Source organism: Candidatus Enterococcus courvalinii (assembly GCF_017315945.1).
In the GTDB taxonomy this organism is placed as follows: Bacteria; Bacillota; Bacilli; order Lactobacillales; family Enterococcaceae; genus Enterococcus_B; species Enterococcus_B courvalinii.
The window spans coordinates 1-13,055 of sequence record NZ_JAFLWI010000009.1 but is presented as its reverse complement, the minus strand read 5'-3'; the positions used below and the strand labels follow the sequence as shown (position 1 = coordinate 13,055).

Genomic DNA, 13,055 nt, shown 5'->3' with positions numbered 1-13,055 from the left:
TTGCTATCTTAGTGGAACAATTTGTCCCAAAGACTTTTTTTCGGTTTTTCTGATTGTTCAGATTCTTGTTCTTTTGGGTATTTTTTTTCAATATCAATGACGGGCTCATTGACCGCTTCTTTAGCAGTTAAAATTAGGCCAAGACTATCATCATCATTTTTGACAAAGTCATTGATCACTGTGAAACGAACTTTTTGTTTTGTTGCCAATTGGATATAGCGTGCTTGAAGGTCTTCAGACATGCTGCCATTTAATAAAATTTGTTCATCTGGATATTTTTCAAGTTCCTTGAGGAAGTTTGCTTGATTCTCAGCTTTTTTCATTTCACCAATGGTCATACTGACATAGCAACGCTCACGAAAAGTTCCTAGATATTTATGTTGTTCCTCTGGGTTGACCAAAGGTGTCCCATAACGACCTTTGTCCAAGTGACTTTGCAATTCATCTTGTGGCAAAAGAAGCCCTCCTTTATAGCGTTTGATACTGCGATTATAACACAAATTACTTGAAATAAGATAAATGACAAAAAAGCGGTTGCTTTTGCTCAGCTTCTCACTTAGAATAAGAATGAAAATCATTCTCAATTAGAAAAGAGGGATTTTATGCATTATCGCTGGTTGATTGCCAGCTTAGTGGGACTCAGTTTACTTTCATTATTGATTGGAGTGTCATCGGTACAAGTAACAGAATTTTTTCAAGCGGATACCCAAAGTGCACAATTGTTTCTTATCAGTCGCTTGCCTCGCACTATTTGTATTGTGCTGGTAGGAGCCACAAGTAGTATTTGCGGCCTGATTATGCAGCATTTGACTCAGAATAAATTTGTTTCACCAACGACTGCTGGGACGATGGACAGTGCACGTCTAGGAATTTTGATTGTGATGCTTTTTCTACCAAATGCGTCAATTGTCACACGTTCAGCAACGGCTTTTGCATTTGCTTTTTTAGGGACAGGATTGTTTCTTTTTTTTGCACGAATGATTCCACAAAAAAATCAGTTGATGTTGCCACTGATCGGTGTGATGTGGGGAAATATTATTGGTTCCATTGCAACTTTTTTTGCTTACCAATATCAACTGGTTCAAAACATGTCGTCGTGGTTACAAGGTAACTTTTCTACCATTCTGCGTGGCAACTACGAATTGCTTTATCTAACAATCCCTTTACTAGGAATTATTTATTATTTTGCATATCAATTTACGATTGTGGGATTGGGTGAATCATTTGCGGTGAATCTTGGTATGAATTATCACAAAATGCAGTTATTAGGCGTAGGATTAGTTTCTTTAGCCAGTGCAGTCGTGTTGATTATGGTTGGAACAATGCCGTTTTTAGGTGTCATTGTCCCCAATTTAGTGGCGAGAATGTATGGGAATCAAGTCCATCAAACTTTAGGAATAACTGCATTATTTGGAAGTGTTTTTTTATTAATTTGCGATATTTTGGCTCGCGTTCTAATTTATCCTTATGAAATTCCAGTGAGTGTCATTGTTGGCATAATTGGCGGAATTATTTTCCTCTTTTTATTAGTGAAGGGGGAGAAACGATGAAAAAAACTATACGCTGGCGTTTATTGTTATTAGTTGGAGTGGTGTGCTTAGTTACGATAAGTTATTTAATCATCAATACTTATGGAAATTGGTCGTTTGCTTGGGCATTAAGAAGTAAAAAAATTGGTGCTTTTTTTTTGGTTTCACTAGCAGTGAGTGGAGCAACAATTAGCTTTCAAACAATCAGTCAAAATCAATTTTTGACTCCGTCCGTTTTGGGACTAGATTCGTTGTATGTGCTTGTTCAAACGATTTTGTTTTTCTTGTTAGGTGGCGTGACGATGTTACAGCAAACAAGTCTTGTCTTTTTTTTGCTGACAATTAGTCTAATGGTGGGCTTGAGTTTGATTTTATTCTATTTTTTATTAAAAAAAATGCAAGCTAGCTTATTTTTATTATTGATGACTGGGATGGTCCTAGGAACGTTGTTTGGCAGCATGAGTACGTTTTTACAAGTCATAATGGATCCTAATGAATATGATTTGTTACAAGGTCGGTTGTTCGCGAGTTTTGGGAATATCCAGAGTCAATATCTCTTGCCAGCCACTTGTTTGATTGTTGCTGGCTGGTGTCTGCTGTTTTATTTGCATCGTTTTCTAGATGTTATTCACTTGGGAAGAGAACAAGCGATGAACTTAGGTGTAGATGTTGCACGATTACAATTTCTTGTGCTGTTTGTGGTTAGTTTACTGACGGGAACAGCGACAGCCTTAGTAGGTCCTATGACCTTTTTAGGATTTGTCGTAGCAAATATTAGTTACCGGTTATTTGCAACGTATCAACATAAAGTTTTATTTGTCGGTAGTTTTTTAGTGGCGATGTTGTTATTGACAGGTGGGCAGCTACTTGTTGAACAATTTTTTGGTTGGAACACAACAATTAGTGTAGTGATTGAATTTCTGGGTGGTAGTTACTTTTTACTAAAATTAATTCGTGAAAGGAAGCAAGCAGGATGATTGATTTAGCTGGTGTGAATAAAGCTTATCAAGGAAAAACAGTGGTAGATAATATCAACTTGACGATTCAAGAACAACAACTAACAGCTTTTATTGGACCAAATGGCGCGGGTAAATCAACTTTGCTTTCCTTAGTTAGTCGCTTAGTTCCTAAAGATACAGGTGAAATTTATTTGGATCATAATGAAGTACGGACATGGAAGTCAAATGAATTAGCGAAAAAATTAGCCATTTTACGTCAATCAAATGAATTGAATTTACAAATTACAGTTAAAGAATTGGTTGAGTTTGGTCGGTTTCCTTATACAAAAGGACGTTTGACACAAGAAGATCATCAGCTTGTGGAAGAAGCGCTCAAACATCTGGGACTAACTAAGTTGGCAGATCAATTCGTCCATACTTTGTCTGGCGGACAACTTCAACGTGCATATATTGCGATGGTTTTAGCGCAAGATACCGATTATATCTTGCTAGATGAACCTTTGAATAACTTAGATATGAATTTTGCAGTTCAAATCATGCAGATTTTAAAACAATTGGTGACCGAACTTGGGAAAACAGTAGTAATTGTCCTTCACGATATTAATTTTGCCGCTAGTTATGCAGATGAAATTGTGGCAATGAAAGAGGGACAATTGTTTACGCAAGGGAAAACCAATGAGATTATCCAAAAAGCTGTACTCGATGAATTATATGAAATGGACATACGAATTTGCGAAATTGAAGGTCGTAGATTCTGTCTTTATTTCTAAAAATAAATGTTAGGAGAACAAAAAATGAAAAAATGGATGTTTAGTTTCGTGGTTGTTGCATCATTGTTAACAGCTTGTGGAACAGGGAATAAATCAGAAGAAACAACAGCAACAAAAACTGCCAGCAGCGAAGAAACAACGCTGACAGTCAAAGACAGCAATGGTGAAGTAGAAGTAACCAAGAATCCTCAGAAAGTTGTCGTTTTTGACAATGGATCATTAGATACACTTGATGCCTTAGGCGTGGGAGATCAAGTTATTGGTGCTGCAACGCAAAATTTACCTGCTTATTTATCAAGTTACAAAGAAGTAGAATCCGCTGGGGGAATCAAAGAACCAGATTTAGAAAAAATCAATCAAATGAAACCAGACTTAATCATTATTTCTGGTCGTCAAAGTGATTTTCAAGAAGAACTAAGTAAAATCGCGCCGACCTTATTTTTATCAGTTGATACGGAAAAACCATGGGAGTCAATCCAACAAAATGTCTTAACTTTAGGTGAGATCTTTGATAAAGAATCTGTAGCAAAGAAACAAATCAAAGAATTAGCTACTGAAATCGAAAAAACAGCCGATAAAGCAAGTGAACTTAATCAAAAAGCTTTAGTTGTTTTAGTGAATGAAGGACAGTTATCTGCTTATGGTTCTGGCTCACGTTTCGGATTTGTACACGATGTTTTTGGCTTCCCACAAGCAGATGATGCAATTGAACCTTCAACGCATGGTCAAAGCGTTTCATTTGAATATGTGTTAGAAAAAAATCCAGACTTATTGTTTGTGATCGATCGTACTAAAGCAATTGGTGGAGATGACAGCCAAAATAATCTGGCAGAAAACGAATTGATTGCACAAACGAATGCAGGAAAAAATGGAAAAATCATTTCATTACAACCTGATGTATGGTACTTGAGTGGTGGTGGATTAGAGTCAATGAAATTAATGTTAGATGATGTGAATCAAGCATTTGAATAAGAACGAAAGAAAAAGCCAAGACAAAACGACTAGTCGTTTTGTCTTGGCTTTTTGCTATTTTCATACTCAGTCCGGAAAATCAGTTGGTAACAGGCACTCACTGTCAATCTCATAAGGACTGATTCGTGGCGTTTCATCGATTAAAAAAGTTGCGAGCCAGTGTAAGAACATCGTTCATCGCCTCCTCTAGGATAAATCTATCGTAAGTGATGGTCCTTAAAGGAAGCTTAACTTACCTTACGCGTAGTATTCTGCGAGCGGTTGGTATTGAACGATATTCATTTTACGATAAAAATCGGCAGGTAAATGGCTCCAGCGTTTTAATAATTGATAAAAATAACTTGCTTCAGCTTTGATTTTATATTCACTGAGCGTCAAACCAAAGGACTTTTGTTGTTTCTTTGCCTGTGTTTCGTAAAATTGAAGAGCCGTTTCTTTGTCTTCATTGACAAAAAGAGTTTTTACTTCAATATATGAACCTTCGATATTCTGAGTTTCTTCAATAAAATAAATATTTTTGATTTGCTCGCTCATAATGATTCCTCCAAGTACTTGATTTGTTTTGATAAGAAAACTATAGCTAAGAGATATTAACAAACTGTGAACAAATCATTATTCTTTTTCAACTAGTGATTAAAACTTTCTTGTTTTGTTTTTTATTCTTGTTCTTTTAAGGGAAGGCTAAGGAAAGTCAGGTAAATACTTGCTTCTTCTGTTAAATTTCGCTACAGTAATTAGAAAACTAGAGATTGGTGCGTGGTGCAGATGGAATTAAAAGTAAATCGAAACTTAATTTTTGCTGAACATCAACAAATAGAAACGGCTAGACTATGGTTGCGCCCCATTTCGATCATGGATGCGGAAGATATGTTTGAATACGCGAATGATGAAGAAACAACTCGTTTTGTTTTTGTTCGTCATCAAACATTAGAGGAAACAAAAATTTCAATCGCCAATTATTTTATGAATGCTCCTTTGGGAAAGTATGCCATTGAAGTTAAAGAAACGGGTAAGATGATTGGCACGATTGATTTGAGAGTTGAAGACGTTGCAGCAGTTGCTGAGTTAGGGTATGTGCTGAACAAAAACTATTGGGGAAATGGGTACATCGCAGAAGCAGCGGAAGCTTTACTTACCTTGGGGTTTACTAAGTTGGATCTCGTACGCATTTTTGCTTACCATGATGTTGAAAATCCAAACTCTGGTCGCGTGATGGAAAAACTCGGAATGAAACAAGAAGGAATGATTCCTGAGGCACGACGTTGGAAAGAAAAAGTGATTTCGGTTATATTAAGAGGCATTACGAAAAGTGAATGGGCGGCGGCTCATCAATAAATGTTAGGAGAGCATCAACTATGGAATTAATAGTGACAAAGGAAGCACAAAACTGGTTAGAAAGCCATCGAGAAGAAGATGAACAAATTTTGTTGGATCTAGAAAATGGCGACGGACCATTTGCGGATAGTCGGATCACCTGTCAATTAGATACGGCTTTTCGCTTGATTTTGATTAAAAAACAATCAACGGCTGATCTTAGTTTGTATTCAATCTTAGTAGATACGCCATTAGGGCCAATTCGTATCAAGAAAAGTGCCGAGATGTATTTAGATGATCCAACAACTTTAGCTTTAGAACCAACGTATCAAAGTTTGCAACTGAAAGGCCCAAGTGGGTTATTAAAAGGCAATCTACCTGTTGTTAGAAAAGATTAAAAAATTTCAAGTAAGAAGGTAGCAAAAAATGGGGAAACTGGCAGTAATCAGTGATTTACACGTAGATATCAATAAATTTGGCGAATCGCAAATGAATGATTTATGGCAAGTGCTACAAAAAAAAGACATTACACGCCTACATTTGGCAGGTGACATTGCCAATAAGGTCAATCAGGCTTTGGCAGTTGTTGATTTTTTTGCGATGAAAGGATTGGCCACGACGTTTAATTTTGGAAATCATGAGTTAGCAGACGTGACGGGTGAGCCAATGATGAGTCATTTTCCAGATAACCATTTTTTGAATGAGCGGTACCTTGCATTGAATGACCATACTGTTCTACTTGGAATGAATGGTTGGTATGATTATCAGTTTTCTGAACTAACTGATGAGGAACAAATTTTACGGATGAAGCGTTTATATTGGTATGACCGAATGATTGAGCGAGAGGGGACAGATCTGGAAGTCAATGAGCAAGTGCTCGCGGCAACTAAGCAACTTCTTGAAACACTTGCGCAAAAAAATTTAGCTGTCATATTGGCTACGCATTTTGTACCAAAAAAAGAATTTATTGTCTATCAATCTGCGCCTTATGAACGTTGGAACAAATTGAATGCCTTTTTAGGTTCTGCTTCAATGGGGGAGCTTTTAGATCAGTATGACAATGTAAAACAAGTCGTTTTTGGGCATACCCATCGTCGGTTTGAAGATCAGGTGATTCAAGGAACGAAATATAGCTGTCGGCCATTTGGTTATTATTATGAATGGCAATTGACAAGAAAATTCGTACTGCAAGAAAAGTTGGTAGAAAAATATAATCCAATGAAATTACGTGGTGTTTTACGTGATCATCATCCAGCATTTTTAGCCTATCAAAAAAAACATTTGCAAGAAGAGTTCGAGCAAGCACTGACGATAATTGACTATTGAGTGGCGAATTGAAAAAGCTGGGACAAATGGTGTCTTTGTCCCAGCTTTTTCATCAGGCCATCTTGTTTTTATGTCAATGATTCTGTTATTGAAGAAAATGAACAAAAAGTGAAGCCAACTTAGCAGGATAAGTCGTTTACATTGCAAGAACAATACATTTAACTAAAAAAAAGCGCACAATGAAATTTTTCATTGTGCGCTTTTTATCGATAAGATTAAGCCATAAATAATGCTTTGTATAAGAAGACTGCAACGATCCCAGCGCAGATAGGTGCAACAACTGGTACCCAAGCATAGCTCCATTGTGATGAACCTTTGTGTTTCAATGGTAAGATTGCATGTAACAAACGAGGACCAAGGTCACGAGCTGGATTTAATCCAGGACCAGTAGGACCACCAAGTGAAGCTACAAGTGTCCAAACAAGGAAACCAAGTGCTAAGTGAGCAGTTCCAAGATTATCTTGGAAGAAAGGTGCTTTGGTAATTCCTAAAGCGCCAAAGAATAAAACGAATGAACCGAAGAATTCGTTAACGAAACCATTGAATTTAGAACCAACACTATTGATCGTTGAGAAAGTTCCTAACACGTGGTTTACGTCTTCTGTTTGATCGTAGTAAGGCTTGTAACAAGCAACAACGACTAATTGTCCAATGATTGCTCCAAGGAATTGTGCGCCAATGTAAGGTGCAACTTCTGCCCAAGGGAATAATCCGTTCATTGCTAGAGAAATAGTAAATGCAGGGTTGATGTGGTTTCCACTAATCCCACCAAAAATCATTGCTGGAATCATGACCCCACAACCGTAACCAACAGCAATCAGCATCCAGTCACTACCATAACCTTTTGTACCTTTTAAATCTACATTGGCTACAGCACCGTTACCTAAAATAATCAATAAAGCTGTACCCAACACTTCCGCCGCAAGACGAGTCATTAATGAGTAATCCATATATACCTCCAAAAATTTATAAAAGTGCAAAAAAAAAGAAACATCAACACAAAAGCAGGTGCGGTGTCTCGTGCTAGCCATTCTTCGAGGTCGTAATAAGTGCAATCAATCAAAAGAAAAAATGATTTAGACCAACTTGAACAAGCTAACCCTTTTTTTAGAAAAAAAGTCCCCTACAACTCACCAACTTCACCTTTAAATATACCAAATAAAACTTATTTGTTTTTTCAAAAGATGCTTCTTAGAAACAGCACGTTTTGAAACTTTCAGAAAAAGATTGTTAGTAAAATGAAAATCAGACGTAAGGAGTGTATTACATGAAATTTTTTCAAGAGTTTTTCATTATTCTTTTTTTCTCTGTCTTAGGTGAGGGAATACGAGTGTTTGCCCATTTGCCAATTCCAGGAAGTATTTTAGGTATTATCTTTTTATTTCTAGCATTTGAAATGAAATTAGTAGATCCTGAAAAAATTGGAGCAACTGGTGATTTTTTATTGAACAATCTGACCATTTTATTTGTGCCTGCTGGCGTGGGGTTATTGGAATATTATGACGATATTGCAACTATCTGGCCTATCTTATTGGGTGCAGTAGTTGTTTGTGCGATTGTTACGATGGTTGCTGCTGGGAAAACAGCAGAAGGTGTCGAAGCAGCAATCAATTATTTGCAAGAGCGAAAAATCCCAAAAAATGAAGTGGAGGATAACCAAGTTGAGTGAGTTTCTTAAAAACCCATTGTTTGGTCTTAGCCTGACTTTAGGTGTGTATGTATTATCAGATAAATTTTTGCGGAAATATAAATTACCGATCATCAATCCTTTAGTATTGTCAATTGTTGTTATTATTTTATTTTTGCATTTTACAGGGATTAGTTATGCTGATTATAATGTTGGCGGGAATTTTTTAACGATGTTGATTACCCCTGCAACAGTTGCTTTAGCGATTCCTTTATATAAGAATCTACATTTACTGAAAGAAAATTTCTTTCCGGTCATTTCGGCTATTCTTGCTGGAATTGTGGTGAATTGTTTAGTTAGTGTCGGAATCGGTTATCTTTTTTTGCTGAAGAAGGAGATGGTGATCTCTTTACTGCCAAAATCTGTGACGACAGCAATTTCCGTTGATCTTTCTCATACAATGGGTGGCGTTAATGCAGTCACTTTAGCAATTGTTGTATCAACGGGTATTTTTGGGTCATTGATTGCCACACATATCTTTCGTTTATTTAAAATCAAAAGTCCAGTTGCACAAGGAGTTGCTTTAGGTAGTACTTCACATGCTATAGGAACTGCAAAAGCGATTGAGATTGGCGAAGTGGAAGGAATCATTTCTGGACTTGCTATTTGTGTGAATGGAATGCTCACAGTTTTCTTGCTACCGTTGATTTTCCAACCCTTTGCTAGCTGGTTTTAATGCGAGAAATGGCGTTTTGTGCTACAATAACCAAAAAGTTCTAGCACAAAGGAGCCTAGCAAATGTATTTGTCATCAGATTATCTCAAGACGTTTGATAAAGACTTATATTATCAGATTCTCCTGCTGGAAAGCTTCGAGGATCATGAGTGGCACACTGCGGCTCAGCTTGCACAAAGTGTACAGCTTGACGCGCGGAGTGTCACAAAATATTTGAGTGAATTAACGAAAAGTTATCAGCGCTTCAGCGGGAAGGCACAAGCGCTTTTTAGCAAAAATCGCCGATCAGGCTACAACTTTTCAACGACGTTAGATCCGATAGAACATGAACGATTTTTAATCTATCTCGTGCAAAGTACGCTGAAGTTTCAGTTGTTGCACGACATTTTTTTTGAAGAGTTTCGGACGATGTACCAGTTTGCTCAAAAAAATTATATCAGTGAGTCAACGGCGCATCGAAAAATCAATGAATGGAAACAAGAGTTACATTCATATGGAATCACGTTACAACGAAGAAGTTATGTCGCAAAAGGGGAAGAAGAAATCATCCGCTTATATTTACATATGACTTTTTGGCAATTGTTCCGTGGGAAAATCTGGCCATTCGAAACAATTTCGCAAACAGATGTCAAAAAAATAGCTGATCAAATTATTGATTTTTTCCACGTTCAACTGAATGAAATCAAGAAAAGACGACTAGAGTACATGCTAGGTGCGTTCTTTTTGCGGAAGTCACAAAAACATTTCGTTATTTTAAATCGTAGAAAACGAGAGTTGATTTCTAACAACTTGTTATTTAAACGTTTTTGCCAAGCAATGGCACCAGTGTTTCCAAATTATTTTCAAGTTGAGGATGAATTAGGAGCATTATTTTTAGTTTTGATGACTAGAGAAGAATATTATTCTAATTCTCAAATCAGAGAAATGATCTACTCATTCCATCATTCAGCAGAGACGCCGCCATTTAAAGCTTTACGAGAAGCAGAACGTGCTTTGCTTCTTTATCAAAAAGAACAGCATCTACCTGAGGAACCTTTGTCGTTGGACGCAGAAAATTATTTATTTAGTAGCCATATCTTTACTTTTTTATTTCCAGATGCAAAGGCCACGATTGATGGGAACAGTAGCGACTTTCATAATCATCTGATTGTGAGAAATCCTAAATTGAACCAATGGTTGCTATCTTTTTTTGAAGAGGCAAAAGAAACCGAAGCTAGCTTAGCGTTTCAAAATCAAGGGTTTTTGATGGCTCGTTATTTGACGGTTATGAAAACCTTGGGCGCATTTATGACGCAATTACCAGAGATCACTGTTTTATTAATGACTGATTTTCCGGTCTTCGAAGAAGAATTATTGATGGCAAGTCTCCGTAATTTTTTCCGCAATGATTATCGACTAGTTTTTTTACCGGCGAATTATCGTGGGCGAGAAGTTGATTTACTGATTTCGACGAGCAAGGTGCATAAAAAACCTTGGGCTGACCTTGAGTATTTTATTGTCGCTCAGGAATTGCAGCTGACAGATTATATTCAGTTGACTCAAAAATTGCAGACAATTCAAAAAGAAAAAAATGAGAAGGGGTACAACAATGACATTTGAAGAAATTTTACCAAAAGTAAAACGAGGGGCAAAAATGATTCGCAAGGGCTGGAGTGGCTTTGAGTTATATGTCGTTTTAGTCGCAGATGATGAATTTGATGGTTGTCCAGTAACGCCTTATTTTTTAATCAAGACAAGTGATGAAGGATTCTCAAGTTTTGCGCCAACTGTGTGTGATATTTTAGCAGATGATTGGGAAGTTGTTGAATGAACAACCAGTATCCAGACTTAGCCAGACAAGTCGTTTTTGTAACTGGTGCGGCTTCGGGCATTGGTGAAGCACAAGTACACGCTTTTTTAGCGCAGGGTGCTTTTGTGTTTGGGTTTGATCGACAATTCGGAAAAATGGGAACAGTTGCGCAACATTTTCCTGAACAGTTTTCTTTTTTTGTAGGTGATATAAGAGAGCAATCCTCAGTGGAAGAAGCAATTAAACAATGTCATGAGCATTTTGGTACAGTGACTATTTTGTTAAATACTGCCGGCATTTTGGACGACTATAAACCACTACTTGAAACAAGTGAAGAATTATGGGAAAGTATCTATGAAACAAATGTAAAAAGTATGTTTCGCGTAACAAGATTACTTTTACCTGAAATGATTGCCCAACAAGCAGGTGTGATCATCAACATGGCTTCTATTGCCGGCTTAGTAGCTGGTGGTGGTGGAATTGCCTACACGAGTGCCAAACATGCAATTGTTGGTTTTACGAAACAACTTGCTTTGGATTATGCTGCAAAAGGGATTCGGGTAAAAGCGATTGCGCCAGGTGCAATCGAGACACCGATGAACGCAGCTGATTTTGTAGGAACAGGAGAAATGGCTCAGTGGGTAGCAGATGAAACACCAGTTAAGCGTTGGGCAAAACCAGAAGAAGTGGCAGAACTGACTTTGTTCTTGGCAACGCCTCAAGCGAGTTACATCCAAGGAGCAATCGTGCCAATCGATGGTGGCTGGTTGCTAAAATAATCTTGAGTTTTTTCTTGATTCCTGTATGATAAATATAGCGGAATTTCCGCACTACGGCACTTCAGTTGGAAGAAGATTCCCATCCTTTGGCCGTAGTTATTACCAAGATGTTGATCTTGCAAAGGAGAACAATTATGGAACAGAAAAATAGCCAGACTGCTAGTCGCTGGACGACGACGGAAATGGCAAAAATGGCGTTAGTTACTGGACTTTACGTGGCAGTGACCGTCTTTTTAGCTGTCATTAGCTTTGGCGCAGTCCAAATTCGTCTATCAGAAATGTTTAATTATTTATCGTTGTACAATAAGAAATATATTATTTCAGTAACTCTTGGTGTTGCCTTGGCCAATCTGGCTTCTCCGTTAGGCCTCGTAGATGTTGTCATTGGTAGTGTCAGTACATTGCTCGTTTTACTAATCAATTATCAAGTAACCAAACGGGTTCAGAAGATGAAAATGAAAATGATTATTACTGCATTGATTTTTGCTTTTTCAATGTTTACGGTGGCAGGTCAGTTGACATTTTTCTATCAAGCACCCTTTTTCTTTAACTGGGCGATCATTGCTTTAGGAGAATTGGTGTCGATGGGCGTTGGCGGTGTGATTATCTATTGGATGAGTAAAAAAATTGATTTAACAAAATAAATGATTCGTCTGTTGTAGGTTTGATGGGAACTTGCGGCAGGGACGATTATGTGAAGAGCTTAGGGATTACCTGAAGCTCTTTTTTTATTTTAAAGTTAAAGTTATACTAAATAGAACGATAGGATAAAAATGAAAGAAGTTTTGTGTATGGAAAAAAATCAAACGAAAGATAATTTTAATGAATACATAGAGAAAAGAATCAAGCAACCAATTACTCATTTACGAAAAAAACGAAAACGATTAAAGAATGTCATCTTTGTTAGCAATGCATCGAAATTGATTTTGTCTTCTTGTATACCCGTTCTGGCATCAATGGTACCCGAGCACATGTATCTATTAACGGTCATCTCAATTATCAGTGCAATCGTGGCTGTACTTCAGGGGTTGCAAACGTGGAAAAATTTTGAGGAACAAACGTTAGCTATTTCTAAGTTTATCAACGAATTGGAAAAAGAATATTTTCTCTTTTATGTAAAGTGGGAAGAGGGAACAAGTACGAAAGCCGAAGTTGAAAAGTTTGTCGAAAGCGTTGAAAACTTATACGATGAACAAATCAATGAAATGCTTGATTCTAGTTCAAATTAAAGATAATAAAAAGGAGTGGAACAAAA

Annotated in this window: 17 protein-coding genes; 14 read left to right on the top strand and 3 right to left on the bottom strand. The window is 37.2% G+C overall.

Annotated elements, in window-relative coordinates:
• Positions 1-8: 8 nt before the first annotated feature.
• A complete protein-coding gene (locus JZO71_RS07310; RefSeq protein WP_206898879.1) occupies positions 9-455 on the bottom strand; it encodes a YueI family protein in 447 nt (148 codons plus the stop codon).
• A gap of 147 nt (positions 456-602) precedes the next feature.
• Between JZO71_RS07310 and JZO71_RS07305 the strand changes: the two genes are divergently transcribed.
• From JZO71_RS07305 to JZO71_RS07290, 4 genes are read left to right on the top strand one after another with little or no spacing between them, the layout of a single operon-like run.
• Positions 603-1,550: an ABC transporter permease gene (locus JZO71_RS07305; protein WP_206898878.1), complete on the top strand. Its 948-nt coding sequence runs from the start codon at positions 603-605 to the stop codon at positions 1,548-1,550.
• Positions 1,547-2,506, top strand: coding sequence for an iron chelate uptake ABC transporter family permease subunit (locus JZO71_RS07300; protein ID WP_206898877.1), 960 nt, complete (start codon positions 1,547-1,549; stop codon positions 2,504-2,506). Before JZO71_RS07305 ends, JZO71_RS07300 begins: the two co-directional genes overlap by 4 nt.
• Positions 2,503-3,258, top strand: a complete 756-nt coding sequence (locus JZO71_RS07295) for an iron ABC transporter ATP-binding protein (RefSeq protein ID WP_206898876.1) — start codon at positions 2,503-2,505, stop codon at positions 3,256-3,258. Before JZO71_RS07300 ends, JZO71_RS07295 begins: the two co-directional genes overlap by 4 nt.
• 24 nt (positions 3,259-3,282) lie before the next feature.
• Positions 3,283-4,230 (top strand): siderophore ABC transporter substrate-binding protein, encoded by a 948-nt coding sequence (locus JZO71_RS07290; RefSeq protein ID WP_206898875.1) that lies wholly within the window; start codon positions 3,283-3,285, stop codon positions 4,228-4,230.
• 237 nt (positions 4,231-4,467) lie between these two features.
• Here the strand turns inward: JZO71_RS07290 and JZO71_RS07285 are convergent, their stop codons facing one another.
• On the bottom strand, positions 4,468-4,764 hold the full coding sequence (locus JZO71_RS07285) for a hypothetical protein (RefSeq protein WP_067483467.1): 297 nt from the start codon (positions 4,762-4,764) through the stop codon (positions 4,468-4,470).
• Between the two features lie 231 nt (positions 4,765-4,995).
• Between JZO71_RS07285 and JZO71_RS07280 the strand changes: the two genes are divergently transcribed.
• From JZO71_RS07280 to JZO71_RS07270, 3 genes are read left to right on the top strand one after another with little or no spacing between them, the layout of a single operon-like run.
• Positions 4,996-5,565 (top strand): GNAT family N-acetyltransferase, encoded by a 570-nt coding sequence (locus tag JZO71_RS07280; RefSeq protein ID WP_206898874.1) that lies wholly within the window; start codon positions 4,996-4,998, stop codon positions 5,563-5,565.
• Between the two features lie 20 nt (positions 5,566-5,585).
• Positions 5,586-5,942: an iron-sulfur cluster biosynthesis family protein gene (locus tag JZO71_RS07275; RefSeq protein WP_206898873.1), complete on the top strand. Its 357-nt coding sequence runs from the start codon at positions 5,586-5,588 to the stop codon at positions 5,940-5,942.
• A 28-nt stretch (positions 5,943-5,970) separates the two neighbouring features.
• Positions 5,971-6,870 (top strand): metallophosphoesterase, encoded by a 900-nt coding sequence (locus JZO71_RS07270; protein WP_206898872.1) that lies wholly within the window; start codon positions 5,971-5,973, stop codon positions 6,868-6,870.
• 215 nt (positions 6,871-7,085) lie between these two features.
• Here the strand turns inward: JZO71_RS07270 and JZO71_RS07265 are convergent, their stop codons facing one another.
• Positions 7,086-7,820, bottom strand: a complete 735-nt coding sequence (locus JZO71_RS07265) for an MIP/aquaporin family protein (protein ID WP_206898871.1) — start codon at positions 7,818-7,820, stop codon at positions 7,086-7,088.
• Between the two features lie 317 nt (positions 7,821-8,137).
• On the opposite strand from JZO71_RS07265, the gene JZO71_RS07260 reads away from it, so the two are divergent.
• The 7 genes from JZO71_RS07260 (at position 8,138) to JZO71_RS07230 (ending at position 13,029) form a co-directional block, all read left to right on the top strand.
• Entirely contained in the window at positions 8,138-8,539 is a 402-nt protein-coding gene (locus JZO71_RS07260) for a CidA/LrgA family protein (protein ID WP_206898870.1), read from the top strand.
• Positions 8,532-9,233: an LrgB family protein gene (locus JZO71_RS07255; RefSeq protein ID WP_206898869.1), complete on the top strand. Its 702-nt coding sequence runs from the start codon at positions 8,532-8,534 to the stop codon at positions 9,231-9,233. The genes JZO71_RS07260 and JZO71_RS07255 overlap by 8 nt, the downstream gene beginning before the upstream one ends.
• 62 nt (positions 9,234-9,295) lie before the next feature.
• Positions 9,296-10,831, top strand: coding sequence for a helix-turn-helix domain-containing protein (locus tag JZO71_RS07250; RefSeq protein WP_206898868.1), 1,536 nt, complete (start codon positions 9,296-9,298; stop codon positions 10,829-10,831).
• A complete protein-coding gene (locus JZO71_RS07245) occupies positions 10,821-11,042 on the top strand; it encodes a DUF2829 domain-containing protein (RefSeq protein WP_206898867.1) in 222 nt (73 codons plus the stop codon). The genes JZO71_RS07250 and JZO71_RS07245 overlap by 11 nt, the downstream gene beginning before the upstream one ends.
• Positions 11,039-11,800 (top strand): 3-oxoacyl-ACP reductase, encoded by a 762-nt coding sequence (locus JZO71_RS07240; RefSeq protein ID WP_206898866.1) that lies wholly within the window; start codon positions 11,039-11,041, stop codon positions 11,798-11,800. The genes JZO71_RS07245 and JZO71_RS07240 overlap by 4 nt, the downstream gene beginning before the upstream one ends.
• Before the next feature lie 134 nt (positions 11,801-11,934).
• Positions 11,935-12,444: a QueT transporter family protein gene (locus tag JZO71_RS07235; protein WP_206898865.1), complete on the top strand. Its 510-nt coding sequence runs from the start codon at positions 11,935-11,937 to the stop codon at positions 12,442-12,444.
• Positions 12,445-12,591: 147 nt separating this feature from the next.
• On the top strand, positions 12,592-13,029 hold the full coding sequence (locus JZO71_RS07230; protein ID WP_206898864.1) for an SLATT domain-containing protein: 438 nt from the start codon (positions 12,592-12,594) through the stop codon (positions 13,027-13,029).
• Positions 13,030-13,055: the final 26 nt, after the last annotated feature.